General features: G+C 66.1%; 19 protein-coding genes. 13 read left to right on the top strand and 6 right to left on the bottom strand.

Features of this window, described 5'->3' with window-relative positions; all coding sequences use genetic code 11:
• Nucleotides 1-2: 2 nt before the first annotated feature.
• On the bottom strand, nt 3-926 hold the full coding sequence (locus AAHS21_RS00675) for a class I SAM-dependent methyltransferase (protein WP_342925831.1): 924 nt from the start codon (nt 924-926) through the stop codon (nt 3-5).
• Nucleotides 927-936: 10 nt separating this feature from the next.
• Nucleotides 937-1,848, bottom strand: a complete 912-nt coding sequence (locus AAHS21_RS00670; RefSeq protein WP_342925830.1) for a class I SAM-dependent methyltransferase — start codon at nt 1,846-1,848, stop codon at nt 937-939.
• A gap of 257 nt (nt 1,849-2,105) precedes the next feature.
• On the opposite strand from AAHS21_RS00670, the gene secY reads away from it, so the two are divergent.
• The 10 genes from secY to AAHS21_RS00620 all read left to right on the top strand — a co-directional run bounded on the left by secY (nt 2,106) and on the right by AAHS21_RS00620 (nt 11,276).
• Complete coding sequence (gene secY / locus AAHS21_RS00665) at nt 2,106-3,431, top strand: preprotein translocase subunit SecY (protein ID WP_342925829.1); 1,326 nt, start codon at nt 2,106-2,108, stop codon at nt 3,429-3,431.
• Nucleotides 3,428-3,973 (top strand): adenylate kinase, encoded by a 546-nt coding sequence (locus tag AAHS21_RS00660; protein WP_342925828.1) that lies wholly within the window; start codon nt 3,428-3,430, stop codon nt 3,971-3,973. Before secY ends, AAHS21_RS00660 begins: the two co-directional genes overlap by 4 nt.
• Before the next feature lie 2 nt (nt 3,974-3,975).
• On the top strand, nt 3,976-4,776 hold the full coding sequence (gene map / locus AAHS21_RS00655) for a type I methionyl aminopeptidase (protein ID WP_342925827.1): 801 nt from the start codon (nt 3,976-3,978) through the stop codon (nt 4,774-4,776).
• A gap of 51 nt (nt 4,777-4,827) precedes the next feature.
• Nucleotides 4,828-5,373 (top strand): sigma-70 family RNA polymerase sigma factor, encoded by a 546-nt coding sequence (locus tag AAHS21_RS00650; protein ID WP_342925826.1) that lies wholly within the window; start codon nt 4,828-4,830, stop codon nt 5,371-5,373.
• 70 nt (nt 5,374-5,443) lie between these two features.
• Nucleotides 5,444-6,214, top strand: a complete 771-nt coding sequence (locus tag AAHS21_RS00645; protein WP_342925825.1) for a zf-HC2 domain-containing protein — start codon at nt 5,444-5,446, stop codon at nt 6,212-6,214.
• Nucleotides 6,215-6,288: 74 nt separating this feature from the next.
• A complete protein-coding gene (locus tag AAHS21_RS00640) occupies nt 6,289-8,031 on the top strand; it encodes a thiamine pyrophosphate-binding protein (protein ID WP_342925824.1) in 1,743 nt (580 codons plus the stop codon).
• Nucleotides 8,012-8,659, top strand: coding sequence for an SRPBCC family protein (locus tag AAHS21_RS00635; RefSeq protein ID WP_342925823.1), 648 nt, complete (start codon nt 8,012-8,014; stop codon nt 8,657-8,659). Before AAHS21_RS00640 ends, AAHS21_RS00635 begins: the two co-directional genes overlap by 20 nt.
• A gap of 7 nt (nt 8,660-8,666) precedes the next feature.
• Entirely contained in the window at nt 8,667-9,686 is a 1,020-nt protein-coding gene (locus tag AAHS21_RS00630) for a 3-oxoacyl-[acyl-carrier-protein] synthase III C-terminal domain-containing protein (protein WP_342925822.1), read from the top strand.
• On the top strand, nt 9,686-10,717 hold the full coding sequence (locus AAHS21_RS00625) for an aminotransferase class I/II-fold pyridoxal phosphate-dependent enzyme (RefSeq protein WP_342925821.1): 1,032 nt from the start codon (nt 9,686-9,688) through the stop codon (nt 10,715-10,717). The genes AAHS21_RS00630 and AAHS21_RS00625 overlap by 1 nt, the downstream gene beginning before the upstream one ends.
• A 58-nt stretch (nt 10,718-10,775) precedes the next feature.
• Nucleotides 10,776-11,276: a MarR family transcriptional regulator gene (locus AAHS21_RS00620; protein WP_342925820.1), complete on the top strand. Its 501-nt coding sequence runs from the start codon at nt 10,776-10,778 to the stop codon at nt 11,274-11,276.
• Here AAHS21_RS00620 and AAHS21_RS00615 read toward each other — a convergent pair.
• From AAHS21_RS00615 to AAHS21_RS00600, 4 genes are read right to left on the bottom strand one after another with little or no spacing between them, the layout of a single operon-like run.
• Entirely contained in the window at nt 11,273-11,641 is a 369-nt protein-coding gene (locus AAHS21_RS00615) for an STAS/SEC14 domain-containing protein (RefSeq protein ID WP_342925819.1), read from the bottom strand. The genes AAHS21_RS00620 and AAHS21_RS00615 overlap by 4 nt on opposite strands.
• A gap of 58 nt (nt 11,642-11,699) precedes the next feature.
• The gene (gene mmsB, locus AAHS21_RS00610) at nt 11,700-12,587 is read right to left on the bottom strand and encodes a 3-hydroxyisobutyrate dehydrogenase (RefSeq protein ID WP_342925818.1); all 888 of its coding nucleotides are present in this window, start codon (nt 12,585-12,587) and stop codon (nt 11,700-11,702) included.
• Between the two features lie 10 nt (nt 12,588-12,597).
• Nucleotides 12,598-13,758, bottom strand: a complete 1,161-nt coding sequence (locus AAHS21_RS00605) for an acyl-CoA dehydrogenase family protein (RefSeq protein ID WP_342925817.1) — start codon at nt 13,756-13,758, stop codon at nt 12,598-12,600.
• Nucleotides 13,759-13,761: 3 nt separating this feature from the next.
• Entirely contained in the window at nt 13,762-15,282 is a 1,521-nt protein-coding gene (locus tag AAHS21_RS00600; protein ID WP_342925816.1) for a CoA-acylating methylmalonate-semialdehyde dehydrogenase, read from the bottom strand.
• Between the two features lie 119 nt (nt 15,283-15,401).
• Between AAHS21_RS00600 and AAHS21_RS00595 the strand changes: the two genes are divergently transcribed.
• Genes AAHS21_RS00595 through AAHS21_RS00585 form a run of 3 tightly spaced genes read left to right on the top strand, consistent with a single transcriptional unit; the run spans nt 15,402 to nt 18,130 of the window.
• Entirely contained in the window at nt 15,402-16,838 is a 1,437-nt protein-coding gene (locus AAHS21_RS00595) for an NAD(P)-binding protein (protein ID WP_342925815.1), read from the top strand.
• Nucleotides 16,839-16,871: 33 nt separating this feature from the next.
• Nucleotides 16,872-17,423: a sigma-70 family RNA polymerase sigma factor gene (locus AAHS21_RS00590; protein WP_342925814.1), complete on the top strand. Its 552-nt coding sequence runs from the start codon at nt 16,872-16,874 to the stop codon at nt 17,421-17,423.
• A complete protein-coding gene (locus tag AAHS21_RS00585; RefSeq protein WP_342925813.1) occupies nt 17,420-18,130 on the top strand; it encodes a Rieske (2Fe-2S) protein in 711 nt (236 codons plus the stop codon). Before AAHS21_RS00590 ends, AAHS21_RS00585 begins: the two co-directional genes overlap by 4 nt.
• Nucleotides 18,131-18,155 lie beyond the last annotated feature (25 nt).

Genomic DNA, 18,155 nt, shown 5'->3' with positions numbered 1-18,155 from the left:
GCTCAACCCCCCAGCGTTGCGGACAAGTATCGGATGTCACCGAACGCGACCATGGACGGTTCGGTGGGAAATTCAAAACCGTTGTGCGCGTACATCTCCGGAGTGCTGTGCACCGTCGTCTGCCAGCCCCGTTCGGTGAGGTAGGCCGATACGTCGTTGCGCTCGCCGGTGTAAACCAGTTCGGACCAGTTCAGGTTCAGGCCCATCCGGCGCCACCGTTCACTCATTTCGCGGCCCCGCTTTTCGACCCGGTCACGCATGTCGGGGACGTAGCCGGTACCGATCCGGCTGCCGGGCGCGGACAGCGCCGTGATGTTGTCGAACAGGCGATCCTGGGCGTCCGGCGGCAGGTACCCGAGCAGACCCTCGGCGATCCAGGCGGTCGGCTGCGTCGAGTCGAATCCGTTGCCGCGCAACGCGGCGGGCCAGTCGTCGCGCAGATCCACCGCCACCGTCCGGCGCTCGGTGGTCGGGGCCGCGCCGAGGTCGGCCAGGGTGCGGGTCTTGAACTCGATCACCTGTGGCTGATCGATCTCGTAGAGCACGGTTCCGTCCGGCCACGGCAACCGGTAGGCGCGGGTGTCCAGCCCGGACGCGAGAATGACCGCCTGGCGCACCCCGGCCTCGGCGGCATCGAGGAGGAAGGTGTCGAAGTACCGGGTTCGCACGGCCATGCCCTCGCTGAGCCGCTGCGCAGTGAACGCCGGATCGTCGTCGGAGAGTTCGACCTCGCCGTTCATCATCCGGATGAAGGCGTCCACCCCGACGGCGTTGACCAGCGGCTCGGCGAAGGGATCGTCGATCAACGGATCGGGGCCCTTGGACGCCATGGCCCGGCGGGCCGCCACCGCGGTGGCGGTGGCGCCCACGCTGGACGCCAAATCCCAGCTGTCGCCGTCGAATCGCTTGCTGTCGGCGCTCGTCATGCCTGCGCTCCTAACCGAGAGTGGCGGTAACCGAGACGATGTTGCGTAGTTGGGACAGGGCTTCGCTGTCATGGAAATCGCGGCCGTAGTCGGCGAAAAGTTCGCGCCGTGGCCGCGAGCTCACCTGCCAGCCGAGGTCGCTCAGGTACTCGACGACGTCGCTGCGATCGCCGTCGAAGAACAATTGCGACAGATCGATGTCGCAGCCCAGATTGAGCCAGCGCTGGTTGAACTCCTGCGCACGCTCGGACATCGTCGTCTCCGAGGGCGGATGGAACTCGGTGGCCAGCATGCTGCCGGGTGCCGACAGCGAGGTGATGTTGTCGAAGAGCCGGTCCTGGGCATCTGGGGGCAGATACATCAGCAACCCCTCGGCACTCCACGACGTCGGCTGGGTCACGTCGAACCCGCTGCTGCGCAAGGCCGTTGGCCAGTCATCACGAAGGTCGATGCTGACGGTGCGTCGCTGCGCGGACGGTAGGGCGCCCAGACTGGACATCGTGGTGGTCTTGAATTCGATGACCTGGGGCTGATCTACCTCGTAAACGACGCTGCCGTCCGGCCAGGACAGCCGATAGGCGCGCGCGTCGAGTCCGGCGGCCAGAATCACCGCCTGGCGGATGCCGTCACGAGCGGCGGCCCGAAAGAAATCGTCGAAGAAGCGGGTGCGCACCGCGATCGAGTCGGTCTCGACCTGCAGGTCGCCCAGGCCGCCCTCGGGCGTCTCGGCCGTGGTCAGATTGCCGTCGACCACCCGCGTGAAGAAGTCCAGCCCGACCGCCCGCACCAACGGTCCCGCGAATGGATCGTTGATGATCGGGTTTTCCTCGTTGCTGGCCACCGCGCGGGCCGCGGCGACCATCGTGGCCGTGGCGCCGACGCTCGAGGCCAGATCCCAACTGTCTTGGTCAGTGCGTGTCATCGTGCTCCTCGATCCTCGGCAGCCAGCTTTGATACTTAGCAAATGCAACGAGCTCTCAGAACTCTACGCCTGGTTGCTGTCCGCTTCCTGAATTTTCTGAGCCCTTTTGGTGCGCCTCCATGACGCCCTTTTAAGGATCTACTCCGACCAGCTGTTAGTCTCGTACACGATTTGACGCGTGACGCCGTACGTCCTGGCCTGCGGGTGTTGAGCGCGCGTAAACGCAGGAATACCCCCGGCCGCGCAGGAGGATAGAAGTGCTTTCGGCTTTCATCTCGTCGCTGCGAACAGTCGACTTGAGACGGAAGATCCTCTTCACGCTTGGCATTGTCGTGCTGTATCGCCTCGGCGCCGCTTTACCATCGCCCGGCGTCAACTTCCCGAACGTGCAGCAGTGCATTAAAGAGGCCAGCGGTGGCGAAGCCGGGCAGATTTATTCGCTGATCAACCTGTTCTCCGGCGGCGCGCTGCTCAAGCTCACCGTGTTCGCGGTGGGCGTGATGCCCTACATCACCGCGAGCATCATCGTGCAGCTGCTCACCGTGGTCATTCCACGGTTCGAGGAATTACGCAAAGAGGGCCAGTCCGGCCAGGCCAAGATGACGCAGTACACGCGTTATCTGGCGATCGCGCTGGCCATCCTGCAGGCCACCAGCATCGTGGCTCTGGCGGCCAACGGCGGCCTGCTGCAGGGCTGCTCGCTGGACATCATCGCCGACCAGAGCATCTTCACCCTGGTCGTCATCGTGCTCGTCATGACGAGCGGGGCGGCGCTGGTGATGTGGATGGGTGAGCTGATCACCGAGCGCGGCGTCGGCAACGGCATGTCGCTGCTGATCTTTGTCGGCATCGCCGCCCGCATTCCGTCCGAAGGCAAGACGATCCTGGACAGCCGCGGCGGGATGATCTTCACCGCCGTGCTGCTCGCCGCGCTGCTGATCATCGTCGGCGTGGTGTTCGTCGAGCAGGGCCAGCGCCGGATCCCGGTGCAGTACGCCAAGCGCATGGTGGGCCGGCGCATGTACGGCGGCACCTCGACGTATCTGCCGCTCAAGGTCAACCAGGCCGGTGTTATCCCCGTCATCTTCGCCTCGTCGCTGATCTACATCCCGCATCTGATCACCCAGTTGATCCGCAGCGGCAGCGGAGGTGTGGGCAACAGCTGGTGGGACAAGTTCGTCGGCACCTACCTGTCGGACCCGAGCGATCCGGTCTACATCGGCATCTACTTCGGGCTGATCATCTTCTTCACGTACTTCTACGTGTCGATCACCTTCAATCCCGACGAGCGCGCTGACGAAATGAAGAAGTTCGGCGGCTTCATCCCCGGCATCCGGCCGGGCAAGCCCACCGCCGACTACCTGCGTTTCGTGCTGAGCCGGATCACGCTCCCGGGCTCGATCTACCTCGGTGCGATCGCGGTGCTGCCCAACCTGTTCCTGCAGATCGGGAACGCCGGGACGGTGCAGAATCTGCCATTCGGTGGTACGGCGGTTCTGATCATGATTGGCGTCGGGTTGGATACCGTCAAACAGATCGAGAGTCAGCTGATGCAGCGCAACTACGAAGGGTTCCTCAAGTGAGAGTCGTTTTGCTGGGGCCACCGGGGGCGGGTAAGGGCACACAGTCGGAGAAACTCAGCGAAAAGCTCGGCATTCCGCAGATCTCCACCGGGGACCTGTTCCGGAGCAACATCGGGCAGGGCACCAAGCTCGGCCTGGAGGCCAAGCGCTACCTGGACGCGGGCGACCTGGTGCCCTCCGAACTGACCAACCAGCTCGTCGACGACCGGCTGAACGACCCGGACACCGCCAACGGCTTCATCCTGGACGGGTATCCCCGCTCGATCGAGCAGGCCAAAGCGCTGCACGAAATGCTGGAACGCCGCGGCACCGACATCGACGCGGTGCTGGAGTTCCGGGTGTCCGAGGACGAGTTGCTGCAGCGCCTCAAGGGCCGCGGCCGCGCCGACGACACCGAGGACGTCATCATCAACCGGTTCAAGGTCTACAACGACGAGACCGCGCCGCTGCTGGAGTACTACCGCGACGAACTCAAGACGATCGACGCCATCGGATCGTTGGACGAGGTATTCGCGCGCGCGTTGCGAGCGCTGGGCAAGTAGTGATGCGCGCGCTGGCGCGGCTGCGCAGAAGCAAGGTAGTGCCGCAGCGCAGCGCCGGCGAACTCGACGCGATGGCTGCGGCCGGCGCCGTGGTGGCCAACGCCCTGCAGGCGGTGCACGCGGCCGCGGTTGCCGGAGTATCCACGCTGAGCCTGGACGAAATCGCCGAGTCGGTGATCCGGGAGGCCGGGGCGACGCCGTCGTTCCTGGGCTATCACGGTTACCCGGCGTCGATCTGCGCGTCGGTCAACGACCGGGTGGTGCACGGCATCCCCTCCGCCGCGGAAGTTCTCGCCTACGGTGACCTGGTCTCCATCGACTGCGGTGCGGTCCTGAACGGCTGGCACGGCGATGCCGCGATCACGTTCGGGATCGGAGCACTCGATCCCAACGACGAGGCCCTCTCCGCGGCGACCCGGGAGTCGCTGGAAGCCGGCATCGCGGCCATGATCCCGGGCAACCGGTTGACCGACGTCGCGCACGCCATCGAAATGGGAACGCGGGCGGCCGAGGTTCGCCACCGTCGCGCCTTCGGCATCGTCGAGGGTTACGGCGGCCACGGCATCGGCCGGCAGATGCACATGGACCCGTTCCTGCCCAACGAGGGATCACCCGGCCGCGGACCGCTGCTGGCCCCCGGTTCGGTGCTGGCCATCGAGCCGATGTTGACCCTCGGAACAGGTAAAACGCTGGTTCTCGACGACGACTGGACGGTCACCACCACCGATGGCTCACGTGCGGCGCACTGGGAGCACACCGTGGCGGTCACCGAGGACGGGCCCCGCATTCTCACCGTGAGCTGATCTCGAACTAAACGCCTGTTCCCCTCGTTTCAATGGGCAGGAGGTGATCGAGTGGCTCGGGGCGCTGGTACTTGGCGGGCTTCGGGGACGGCAGAAGCTGCGTTGATGAAGGCGCTCTACGACGAGCACGCGGCGGTCTTGTGGCGCTATGCGCTGCGGCTGACCGGCGATGCCGCCCACGCCGAGGACGTCGTTCAGGAAACGCTGCTGAGGGCCTGGCAGCATCCGGAAGTCGTCGGCGACACCGAGCGGTCGGCGCGGGCCTGGTTGTTCACCGTGGCCCGCAACATGATCATCGACGATCGCCGCAGTGCCCGGTATCGCAACGTGGTCGGCTCGCTCGACGAAGACGGAGCGCCCGAGCAGGCCACGCCCGACGAGGTCAACGCGGCGCTGGACCGGTTGCTGATCGCCGACGCGATGACGCAATTGTCCGCGGAACACCGCGCCGTTATCGAGCGTTCGTACTACCGCGGATGGACCACCGCGCAGATTGCTGCCGACCTTGACATTGCCGAAGGAACCGTGAAGTCGCGACTACACTATGCCGTGCGGGCTTTGCGGCTCACTCTGCAGGAACTCGGAGTTACTCGATGACAGCGCGATGCCTTCTCGGGGCACCAGTCCGGGTGGTCATCGGCTCCGAATGCTTGAAGGGTGACAGGAGATGGATGAAATGAAGACGCCGATTCCGGGGGTAGGCCCGCCCGGCGACAACGAGGTCTTTGGACTGATCATGGGCGACAATCACCGCTACGCGATGTGGGATGCCGCATACGTGCTGGGGTCGCTGTCGTCGGTCGACCGCCGTGAATTCGAAGGGCACATGCTGCAATGCCCGGCTTGCCGGGACGCCGTCGCCGAGCTCAGTGGAGTGCCGGCCCTGCTTTCGCAACTCGATCGCGAAGAAGTCGCCGCGATCGCGGAGTCCGGTGATCTCCCACCGACGGCGCCGGAGCCCTCACCCGAGCTCTTGCCGTCGTTGCTGGCGAAGGTGGCGTGGCGCCGCCGCCGGACGCGGGCGATCACCTGGGTGGCGTCGTCCGCCGCGGCCGCGGTATTAGCGGTGGGCGTGTTCGTCGGCATTCAGGGTCACAGCCCGTCGGCGACCCCGCCGCAGCCGGTGGCCGCTTCGTCGGAGATGGCGCAGGTGGGTACCAACCTGCTGGCGTCGACGGTGCAGATTTCCAGCCAGCACTGGGGGACGTCCATCAACTTGAAGTGCGTCTGCCTGGCGCCGCCGTATGCGCACCACGACACGTTGGCGATGGTTGTGGTCGGCCGCGACGGCAGCCAAACCCGGCTGGCGACCTGGGTGGCCGAACCCGGCCACACCGCGACGCCCGCCGCGAGCATCTCGACACCGATCGAGCAGATCGCCGCCGTGCAGGTGGTCGCCGCCGACAGTGGTCAGGTTTTGTTGCAGCGTTCGCTGTAGAACCTCCTCAGGTGAACCGGCGGCTCACCTGACTCGTGCCTTAGGCATCGTCTCAATCGAACTTAGGTGAGCAGATGCCTCGGAAGCACCGGGTTGTTGACCATATCGTCGAATGCCTAGCGTCAATCGGTGTCGACCACATCTTCGGAGTGGATGGCGCCAACATCGAAGACCTTTACGACGCGGCACATTTCCGCTCCGAGGTCACCGCGGTCCTGGCCAAACACGAGTTTTCCGCCGCCACCATGGCCGACGGCTACAGCCGCAGCGGTGCCGGGCTCGGTGTGGTAGCCGCTACTTCGGGCGGCGGTGCACTGAACCTCGTTGCGGCACTTGGGGAATCACTGACGAGCCGGGTCCCGGTGTTGGCTTTGGTCGGGCAGACTCCGGCGACCATGGATGGCCGCGGCAGCTTCCAGGACACCAGCGGCAACAATGGATCTCTGAACGCCGAAGCGGTGTTCTCCGCGGTGTCGGTGTCCTGCGAGCGGGTGCTGCGGCCGGCCGATATCGCCGCGGCGATGTCCCGGGCCATCGCGGCAGCGTGCACGGGTGGGCCAGCAGTGTTATTGCTGCCCAAGGACATTCAGCAGGCATTCGTCTACGCAGACCGATCGGGCTCTGTTGCTGTCGAGCCGCGGCCGATCGGGAACCCGCAGCCGATCGTTCCGGTGCTCCGCAACATCACCGGGCCGATCACGATCATCGCCGGCGAGCAGGTGGCCCGCGACAATGCTCGCGCCGAGCTCGAAGAGCTGCGCGCATTGCTGCGAGCCCGGGTCGCTACTGTGCCCGACGCCAAGGATGCTTCTGGTACACCGGGATTCGGCTGCTCATCCGCGCTCGGGGTGACCGGCGTGATGGGGCACCCGGGGGTGGCCCAGGCGTTGACCGCCAGCGCGGTGTGCCTCGTGATCGGCACCCGTCTCTCCGTCACGGCACGTGCCGGTCTCGACGACGCCCTGGCGACGGTGCGCACCGTATCGATCGGCTCTGCGCGGCCTTATGTTCCGTGTACACACGTGCACACCGACGACCTGCGCACGTCGCTGCGGATGCTGACTCATGCCTTGTCCGGCAGTGGCCGTCCGACCGGCGTGCGGGTGCCCGACGCCGTGTCGCGCTCCGAATTGACGCCTCCGTCCTGGGTTGGCGAGGGTTTGCGCTACCGCGATGCCATGGCGGTGCTCGACGGTGTGCTGCCCGACGGCACCGACATCGTGGTCGACGCGGGCAACACCGGTGCGTCCGCGGTGCATTACCTGCCGGCCCGGCGTGACGGCAGATTCACCGTCGCACTCGGAATGGGCGGTATGGGCTACAGCTTCGGGGCCGGTATCGGGATGGCTTTCGGACGGGCCAACAGCGGACGACCGAGGGGCCGGACCGTGGTAATCGCCGGCGACGGAGCTTTTTTCATGCACGGCATGGAAGTTCACACCGCCGTCCAGTACCGGTTGCCGGTGACGTTCGTGTTGTTCAACAACAACGCGCATGCGATGTGCGTGACCCGCGAGCAGTTGTTTTACGACAACCTCTACAGCTACAACCGATTTCGCCGCAGCCGGCTCGGTGCCGGGCTGGCGGCCATGTTCCCCGGGCTGAGGTCGATCGACGTCAGCGACGCCAAAGAGCTCGCCGCCGCAATGGGCACGGCACTCGGCATCGACGGCCCCGCTGTGGTCAGCGTCGAGTGTGCCGCCGACGAGATCCCGCCGTTCGCCCCATTTCTCAGCGCCGCCAAGACAGAAACCATTGCTATTGACCAGATTCCGACCGTTAAGGAGAAATGCCCCAATGTCGCTGCCAGCGCTTGAAGACATCCCCGACCTCATCGACGGGGTTACTCGCATCGAAACCAGCCCCAGGGAGCAGGCCACGCCGATCATCATGGACATGATGCGATCGGTGTACCCGCACGATCAGGTCTTCGGGGAGTACTGCACCGTCAACGATTACATCGACTGCCCGCCCGACGAGCTGTTCGAGTACCTATCCGACACGCGCAGCCTCGAAGAGTGGACCTACAGCCTGCGCGGCTTCACCCCAACCGATGAGCCCGGCCTGTGGCTGGCTTACGACCGGCTCGGCTCGCAGACCGAGATCTACACGCGCACCATCGCCAACGAGCAGGCCCGCACCGTCGACTATCACTGTGCTTGGGATCAAGGCAAGCATCTGTGGATGATCTACCTGATGCGCGTCATCGACGCGCAGGTGGTCCTCGACAAGCCCGGTTCTGTTGTGCTGTGGACCAATTGCCATCACCCGTTCTACGACCACAACCCGTATCCGGAGACCGCCCCTGCGCAGCGCCCGGTGTGGGTCGGCGACTTCTGGGACATGTTTGGCGCAGGCCACCTGCTGGAACTGAAGAACCTCAAGGCAATCGCCGAGTACCGCCACCACACTGGCCTGCCGGTGACCCCCGAATGGATGAGATGAGCCAATCATGGGTAACCAAACCGTCAGCCTGATCGACGTCTCCAGCTATCTGCCCGGCGAGCCGATTCCCGCCGAGTACTACGCACAGTTCGCCGAATCCGACGAGCTCCGTGAGAACGTCATGTTCCGGGCTCCGAAGTTCCGCCACCACGTTGCGCCGGAAGAGAGTTCGATCGACATGATCGAACGCGCGGTGCAGGGACTCATCGAGCGGCACGGCCATGACGTCGTCGAAGGCGCCGACGTGTTGATCACCCACACGCAGGTACCCGACATGGCGTTCTACGGGCAAGGTGGCGGCATTGCCCACCGGCTGGGCCTGCGACCGTCGTGGGTGCTCGACCTGAACAACGGTGGATGCGCGGCATTTGTGTTGGCGCTCAACGTGGCCCGTAAACTGCTGTCTTCGGGCGAAGGGCACACCGCGCTGATCGCGATCGCGCAGAACGCGGCCGGTCAATTCTTCGATCAGCCGACGATTCGCCGCAAGGCGCAGTCGGCCGTGCCCGGTGACGGGGCCGCGGTCGGACTCGTCAAGGTGGGCGACGAGTCGCCTATTCTCGATGTCGAATGCCGCACCTTCGGCGAATACGCGGGAGAGATGACCCTTTCCTTCGACCCGCCCCGCCAGTGGTGGCAGGCCGGCCCCGGTGAGGGCAGCATCGGTTTCACCGAAAGCAAGATCACCAAGGTGCTGGCCCGCGGCAACCGGCAGGTTCCCGAGGTGGCGTACGCGGTCTGTGACCGAATCGGATTGTCTACCAAAGACCTTGACCTCATGGTCACCAATCAGCCGAACAGGGCGTTTCTGCGCAACTGGCGTGACGCGCTCGAGCTGCCACCGGAACGGCACCGGGACACCTTCGAGGAGTGCGGCAACCTGTTCGGCGCCGGGATCCCGATCAATCTGGATCGCGCGATATCCGACGGGCAGCTCAAGTCCGGTGACGTGGTGCTGATGGCGGGCTTCGCCCACGCCGGCGACTTCGCCGGTGCGGCGGCGGTGCGCTGGGGCGGGCGAGCCTGATGCAACCACTTGTCAGCTCTGCCACCGCGCAGGTCGATGACGCGGTTCCGCACGCGGTCGACCCACTGGCGTTGTCGCTCAACGAAAATCCGTTCCCACCGCTTCCCGCGGTGCGATCGGTGTTGATCAAATCCATCGACGCGGCCAACCGGTATCCGGAGTTCCTGCCCGAGCGGTTGCGCAACCTGATCGCCAATCGTATCGGGGTCGGTTCGGAGCAGGTGGTCTTGGGCGCCGGGGCGACGGGGGTGGTGCTGCAGGCCTTGCAGGCTTTGACCGTTCCGGGCGACACGATGGTCATGTCGGCTCCCACTTTCGACGGCTACCCGATCATCGCGCAGATGGCGCGGCTGAACCCGGTAACGGTGCCGCTGAACAAGGGCGGCCACAACGATCTGGACCGGCTGGCCGATGCGGCCGCGAGTGCCCGCGTTGTGGTGGTGTGCCGGCCGCACAACCCCACCGGCACGCTGGAGCCGACGTCGCACCTGTTCCGTTTCCTGCGCCGGGTGCATCGCGACACCATCGTGCTGCTCGACGAGGCGTACATCGAGTTCGCCGCACCCGAACACTGGGTGGAGGTGTCGGCGCTGGCGCGTCGATTCCCCAATGTGGTGGTGGTGCGGACGTTTTCCAAGGCCTACGGGCTGGCCGGGCTGCGGATCGGCTATGGGGTGGCCGCACCCGAGTTGGCCGCGACGATGTGGTCACACCAGCTGCCGTTCGGTATCGCGATGACCAGCCTGCCGGCGGTCGCGGCGTCCTACAACGCGGAAGACGAACTGCTGCAACGGATCCGGATGATCACGTGTGAGCGGCGGTATCTGCGGATGCGGCTATCCGCGCTGGGGATATACACGACCGACGCCCACGCGAACTTCATGTACCTGCCGTCGAAGACCGACCGGCCGTGGAGCGATGTGTTCGCCGACGGCGAGCTGCGGGTGCGCTGCTATCCCGACGGTGGCGCGCGGATTACCGTGGGAAGCCGCGAATCCACCCTCGCGGTGCTGGCCGCGGTCGGTAAATAGACGGCCGCTGAATCAGGCCAGTTGACCCGCTTTCGCCGCAAGTGCGGTAAGAAAAGGCGTGGCCCCCGATAAGAAGCGCGACCCGATCGCCGCCGCACGCACCAACTGGGAACGTGCGGGCTGGGGCGATGTGTCGCAGGGCATGGTCGCGGTGACCTCGGTGATGCGTGCGCATCAAATCCTGCTGGCCCGTGTGGAGACGGCGCTGCGGCCGTACGACCTGAGTTTCTCGCGCTACGAGTTGCTGCGGCTGCTCGCGTTCAGCCGGACCGGGGCGCTGCCCATCACCAAGGCCTCCGACCGGCTGCAGGTCCACGTCACCAGCGTCAGCCACGCGATCCGCCGACTGGAGGCCGACGGGCTGGTTCAGCGGATGCCGCACCCCACCGATGGGCGCACGACGCTGGTGCAGATCACCGAGCTCGGCCGGTCCACGGTCGAGGACGCTACCGTCACGCTCAACGAGCAGGTGTTCGCCGACATCGGCATGGAAACCGCCGAATCGCAGGCGCTGGTGTCCTCGATTGAGACGTTGCGCCGCAACGCCGGTGACTTTTAGCCGGCGGCCCACTGTTTGGCGCGCTCGAGGTCATCGAGCCCGAACACGGCAATCTCACCCGGCACCATCCAGGCCAGCGCGTGCAGGGTGTGGGCGACCCACTCCTTGTCGGACACCACCGCGATCCGCTTGAACGCCGAATGATGCTTGAAAACGCTGCCGAGGCCCAGCTTGAGGTCCTCAACCAGGCCACCGGGCCCGAAGCCCTCGTAATCGGGGGCGATGACCTCCACGATCCTGATCTCGTCGCCGCTCACGAGCTCTTCCATGGCGGGCTTGAAGTCGCGCAGATCGTCACCGTTCAACCGGCCCGATACGCGGATGCCGGTGACTCCCGCGGGCATGTCGTCCAGCACTTCGATCATCGAATGCTCCTTTCTGACAACCGCATTGCGCAAGGCTGTGCGTCCAGCCGGGCGACTGTTACCGCAATGCCTCGATCACCGCGCTGAAGTCCAGGGCGCCGTGGGAGGCGTCGGACGCGATAAACGCAGTGTAGATCTCGGCGGCGTGCGTGCCCAGCGGCGCGCACGAACCCGTCGACGACACCGCGTCCATCGCCAGCCCCAGGTCCTTGTTCATCAGCGCGGTCGCGAATCCGGGCTTGAAGTCGTTGTTGGCCGGCGATGTCGGAACCGGGCCCGGCACCGGGCAATTGGTGTGCACCGCCCAGCAGTTGCCGGTCGCGCCGGTGATCACGTCGAACAGCGATTGCGCCGACAGCCCGAGCTTCTCGGCGAGCACGAATGCCTCGCCGATCGCGATCTGCTGTACGGCCAGCACCATGTTGTTGCACACCTTGGCGGCCTGCCCGGCACCGGCCGCACCGCAGTGAATGATCTTGCCCGCCATGGGTTCCAGCACCCGGCGGGCCCGCTGCACCGCGTCTTCCTCGCCGCCGACCATGAATGCCAGCGTTCCGGCGACAGCGCCTTTCACCCCACCGGAGACCGGGGCGTCCAGCTGGGCAACCCCGTGCTCCCTGGCCTGCGCGTGCACTTCGCGGGCGTCGCTGACCGAGATCGTGGAGCTGTCGATGAACAGCGCGCCGGCGCGCGCGGCCGGCAGCACCTCGGCGTAACAGCGTTTGACCAACTCGCCGTTGGGCAGCATCGTAATGACGACGTCCGCGCCGGCCACCGCGTCGGCGGCGCTGTCGAAACCGGTGACGCCGGCCGAGGTTGCCGCGGCCAGGGCCGCCGGCACCGGGTCGAACCCGCGCACCGCGTGGTTGGCGGCAACAAGGTTGGTCGCCATCGGCGCGCCCATGTTGCCCAGCCCCAGGAACGCCACCGTCAGATGCTCCGTCATTGCTGCCTTCCTAAGCGGTGGCCCGGAATCGGCCGGCCTCGGCGCGACCGATGACCACCCGCATGATTTCGTTGGTCCCCTCGAGGATTCGGTGAACCCGAAGATCGCGGACGATCTTTTCCAGACCATACTCGCGCAGGTAGCCGTAACCGCCGTGGAGTTGCAGCGCTTTGTCCGCGACATCGAAGCAGGTGTCGGTGACGTAGCGTTTGGCCATCGCACACAGCTCGACCTTGTCGGGGTCGTCGGCGTCCAATGCGCTTGCCGCCCGCCACAACATCAGTCGTGAGGTCTGAAGCCCGGTGGCCATGTCGGCCAGGGTGAAGCGGATGGTGGGCTCGTCGAGCAGTGCGGAGCCGAACGCGTGACGCTCGCGCACGTACGCCCCGGCCTTGTCGAAGGCCGACTGTGCACCGCCGAGCGAACACGCCGCAATGTTGAGCCGGCCGCCGTTGAGGCCGTTCATCGCGATGCCAAAGCCGGCGCCCTCACCCTCGGCACCGCCCAGCATCGCGTCGGCGGGAACCCGCACGCCCTCCAGGATCACCTGTGCGGTCGGCTGGGCGTGCCAGCCCATTTTCTCCTCAAGCGCGCCGAAACTCATTCCGGGCGTGCCCTTTTCGATGATGAAGGCGGAAATGCCGCGCGGTCCCTCGCCGCCGGTGCGGGCCATCACCAGGTAGACATCCGAAGCGCCCGCGCCGGAGATGAACTGCTTGACGCCGTCGAGCACGTAGTCGTCGCCGTGCTTGACGGCACGGGTGCTCAGGGCGCTGGCATCGGATCCGGCGCCGGGCTCGGTCAGGCAGTAGCTGGCGATCACGTCCATCGGCGCCAGCCGCGGAATCCATTCCTTACGTTGCTCGTCGGTGCCGAAGCTGTCGATCATCCACGCGCACATGTTGTGGATGGACAGGAACGCGGCGGTGGTGGGATCGGCGATGGCCAGCTGCTCGAAGATCCGCACCCCGTCGAGGCGGCGCAGCCCGCTGCCACCGACGTCATCGCGGCAGTAGATCGCCGCCATGCCGAGCTCGGCGGCTTCCCGCAAGACATCGGTCGGAAAGTGCTGCGCTGCTTCCCATTCCAGGGCATACGGAGCAATCCGCTTGGCAGCGAATGCCGCTGCCGTCTCGGTAATGACCCGTTCGTCGTCGTTCAGGGTGAACATGACCTAATCCATTGTCGGGATGACGAATTCGGCGCCATCCTTGATGCCGGATGGCCACCGCGACGTCACGGTCTTCACCTTGGTATAGAACTGGATGGACGCCGGGCCGTGCTGGTTGAGGTCGCCGAAGCCGGAGCGCTTCCAGCCGCCGAAGGTGTGATAGGCCACCGGCACCGGGATCGGCACGTTGACACCGACCATGCCCACCTCGACGCGTGCCACGAAATCACGCGCGGCATCCCCGTCGCGGGTGAAGACCGCGACACCGTTGCCGTATTCGTGCTCCGACGGCAGGCGCAAGGCCTCCTCGTAGTCGTGGGCTCGCACGATGCACAGCACCGGCCCGAAGATCTCGTCGGTGTAGATCGACATGTCGGTGGTGACGTGGTCGAACAGGGTCGGCCCGATGAAGAAGCCCCCTTCGAGGTTGGCGTCACCGAAGGTCAGGTCGTCGCTGCGCCGCTCGCGGCCGTCGATGACGATCTCGGCGCCGGCTGCCACGCCCTGGTCGATGTAGTTGCGCACCCGGGTGACGGCGGCCTCGGTGACCAGCGGGCCGTAGTCGGCCTTGGGGTCCAGGCTGTGGCCGACCCGCAGCTGGTTGATCCGCTCAACCAGCCTGGCGCGCAACCGATCCGCGGTCTGCTCGCCAACGGGCACCGCGACGCTGATCGCCATGCAGCGCTCGCCGGCGCTGCCGTATCCGGCGCCGATCAGCGCGTCGACGGCCTGGTCCAGGTCGGCGTCGGGCATCACGATCATGTGGTTCTTGGCGCCGCCGAAGCACTGCGAGCGCTTGTCGTTGGCCGCGGCTGTCGAGTAGATGTAGTGCGCGATGTCGGAGCTGCCGACGAAGCCGACGGCCTTGATGTCGGGGTGCGCCAGGATCGCGTCGACTGCTTCCTTGTCGCCGTGCACGACCTGGAAGACGCCTGGGGGCAGACCGGCCTCGAGGAACAGCTCGGCCAGCCGCACCGGAACCGAGGGGTCGCGCTCACTTGGCTTGAGCACGAACGCGTTTCCACACGCCAACGCCGGCCCGGCCTTCCACAGCGGAATCATCGCCGGGAAGTTGAACGGGGTGATCCCCGCGACCACGCCCAGGGGCTGGCGCAGCGAGTAGACGTCGATGCCCGGGCCGGCGCCCTCGCTGTATTCGCCCTTCAGCAGATGCGGGATGCCGATGGCGAACTCGATCACCTCGATGCCGCGCTGAATGTCGCCGCGTGCGTCGGGCACTGTCTTGCCATGCTCGAGCGACAGCAACTCGGCCAGCTCGTCCATATTGCTGTTGACCAGCTCGATGAACTTCATCATGACCCGGGCGCGGCGCTGCGGGTTCGTTGCGGCCCAGCCCTTTTGGGCCTCGACCGCCGAGGCGACCGCGGCGTCGACGTCGGCCGCCGATGCCATGGGGACTTCTGCCTGCACCTCGCCGGTGCTGGGGTTGAAGACATCGGCCGTGCGAGTGGATTGGCCGGAGACGCGCTTCCCGTCGATGAAGTGCGGGATCTGTGTGGTCATGGGGTGCCCTTGGGTCTTGTTCCAGTGCGTAAGCGGATACTTGCATATCCTAGTAACCGCGTTCTGACCTTGGCAAGGTGGGTTACCCGCGCTGACAACGCGGGTTAGCGTTGAGCCGTATGCAGACCATCGAGGCCGATTACCTGGTCATCGGCGCGGGCGCCATGGGCATGGCGTTCATCGACACGCTGGTCTCCGAGACGGAGGCCAGCGTCGTGGTGGTGGACCGCAACGACGCGCCCGGTGGGCATTGGACCACCGCCTACCCGTTCGTCCGCTTGCATCAGCCGTCGGTTTTCTACGGGGTCAACTCGCTGCGGCTGGGCCGCGACACGATCGACCAGGCCGGCTGGAACCGGGGGTTGTACGAGCTGGCAACGGCCGGAGAAGTCTGCTCGTACTACGACCACGTCATGCGCCAGCAGCTGGTGCCGACCGGGCGGGTCCGCTATTTCCCGATGAGCCAGTACCTCGGTGCGGGCCGCTTCGTCACACTGGCGGGCGACGAGTACACCGTCGACGTGGCCCGCCGGGTGGTGGATGCCACCTACATGCGCGTGATGGTGCCCGCGATGCGCCCGCCGCCGTATCCGATCGCGCCCGGCACCGTCTGCGTCGCACCCAACGACCTGCCGGGTCGCGGCGCCCACGAGCGCTACGTCATCGTCGGGGCCGGCAAGACGGGCGTCGACACCTGCCTGTGGCTGCTCGGCCATGGCGTCGCGCCGGACCGGCTGACCTGGATCATGCCGCGCGACTCGTGGCTGCTGGATCGCGCCACGATGCAGCCCGGGGCGGCGTTCGCCGACCGCATCAAAGCCGGATTCATCGCCCAGCTGCGCGCGATCAGGGACGCCACCTCGGCCGACGACCTGTTCGCCCGGCTCGAGGACGCCGGCACCCTGCTGCGGATAGACCCGGCCGTGCGCCCCACCATGTACCGCTGCGCGACCGTCACCCAGGCCGAGCTGGAGCAGCTGCGCCGCATCGGTGACATCGTGCGCAAGGGCCATCTGCTGGCCATTGAGAAGGACAATGCGGACGACAGGATGGTCCTCGAGGGCGGCGACGTGGCGATCCGCGGGCGCGCACTCTTTATCGACTGCACCGCCGACGGAGCCGAAAAGCGTCCTGCCACTCCAATTTTCGATTCGGGGCGCATCACGTTGCAAAGCGTGCGTGGTTGCCAACAGATATTCAGCGCCTCGCTGATCGCCCACCTGGAGGCGGCCTATCCGGATGACGCGACCCGCAACCGGCTGGGGGTGCCGCTGCCGCACCCCGACACCGACCTGGACTGGTTACGCATCGCGCTGGCCGACTACAGCAATCAACTGCGCTGGTTCGACGACCCCGACCTGACTGCTTGGCTGTCCGGCTCGCGCCTGGATCTCTTCGGTCACCTGGTGGGCCAGTTGCTGCCACCGGCCTCGGCCAAACCCCGGGTGCGCGACCGGATCCTCGGCGTGGCCAAAACAGTCCTGTCCGCCACCGCGGCGAAGCTCGACGAGCTGATTGTCGATGAATCTTCGCGCGCCGCGCCTGACCGCGTGTAACCCCCGCTGTTATTGATCGGGTGAGGGAGACATGTGACGTCACGAAACGAACCCACGGGATCGCGCCCCCTGCGCGCGGTGCCCGACCCAGGCGCTCATGGCTATGCCGACTGGCAAGCCGTGTACGAGGACAACGCGGACTGGGTGTACCGCACGCTGTTCGCCCGGGTCGGCAACCGGGCGGACGCCGAGGATCTCACCGCCGAGGTTTTCCTGGCCGCATTGCGGCCGCTGCGGCTGACCGCGAGCGTCGGTGAGGTGCGCGCGTACCTGCGCGCCACGGCGCGAACGGTACTGGCCGCGCACTGGCGCGAGACCCTTGGACGGGAGATAACGTCGATCGAGGAGGACATCGAGCAACCGCCCGATAGCGAGGACGCGATCAGCAATGCGCCGGCACGTGTCGCCCACGTACTAGAAAGCCTGCCCGACCGCTATCGACAAATTTTGGAACTACGGTTCCTGCAAGGCAATTCAATCAAGGAGTCAGCCGCGGAACTTGGAATCAGCGTCGCCAACGCCAAGGTGCTTCAACATCGCGCGCTGCGGCTGGCGGCACAGGTCAACGATGGGGGCCAGTCATGAACGCGCGAGGATTGCGCCGTTACGTCGACGATATGCTGCGGGGACGGCGGCCAAAACCGTTTGCGCCCACTGATTTCGAGGCCGCCCAGATCCGCATGGCGATCGAGCTGCGCGCTGCCGGGCAGGGCTGCGAGGCGGGGGCCGCCCCGCGCCAGGAATTCCTCACCGAACTGCACCGGCGGCTTGCCGAACAGATGTCCGGCGTACCGTCCGCGCCGCCGGCACCCAAGCAGAACACCACGCGACGCCAGGTGATCGTCGGCACGTCGGCCGCGGCGGCCGCCGCCGTCACCGCGGTTTCGATCGATCGAGCCGTGACCGGAGGCGTCACCGAAGGTCCCGCGGTCGCAGGACAACTCAGGCCCAACGACGGAAGCTGGCAGCAAGTCGCGGCCAGTTCGGATGTTCCGGACGGCCGCATGCATGCGTTCGATCTGGGATCGGTCAGCGGATTCGTTCGCCGCGTCGACGGCAAGCTCGAGGCGGTGTCCGGGGTGTGCACGCATCAAGGATGCAAATTGTGGTTCGACGCCCCAGACGACAGGTTGCGCTGCCCCTGCCACTCGACCTCGTTCTCTCCCGCGGGAGAAGTGCTCACCCATCAATTACCGATCGCCCCAAAGCCATTGCCTACATTGATGGTTCGTGAGGTCAACGGCGTCGTCGAGGTGCTCGCCCCGCCGCCGTACCCGGAACGGCCGGCCTAGCGGTGTAACCACCGGCCCTATCACT

Source organism: Mycobacterium sp. 050272 (assembly GCF_039023525.1).
GTDB lineage: Bacteria > Actinomycetota > Actinomycetes > Mycobacteriales > Mycobacteriaceae > Mycobacterium.
Note: the sequence above shows the minus strand (reverse complement) of the source record. Positions and strands in the feature narration are given on the sequence as shown.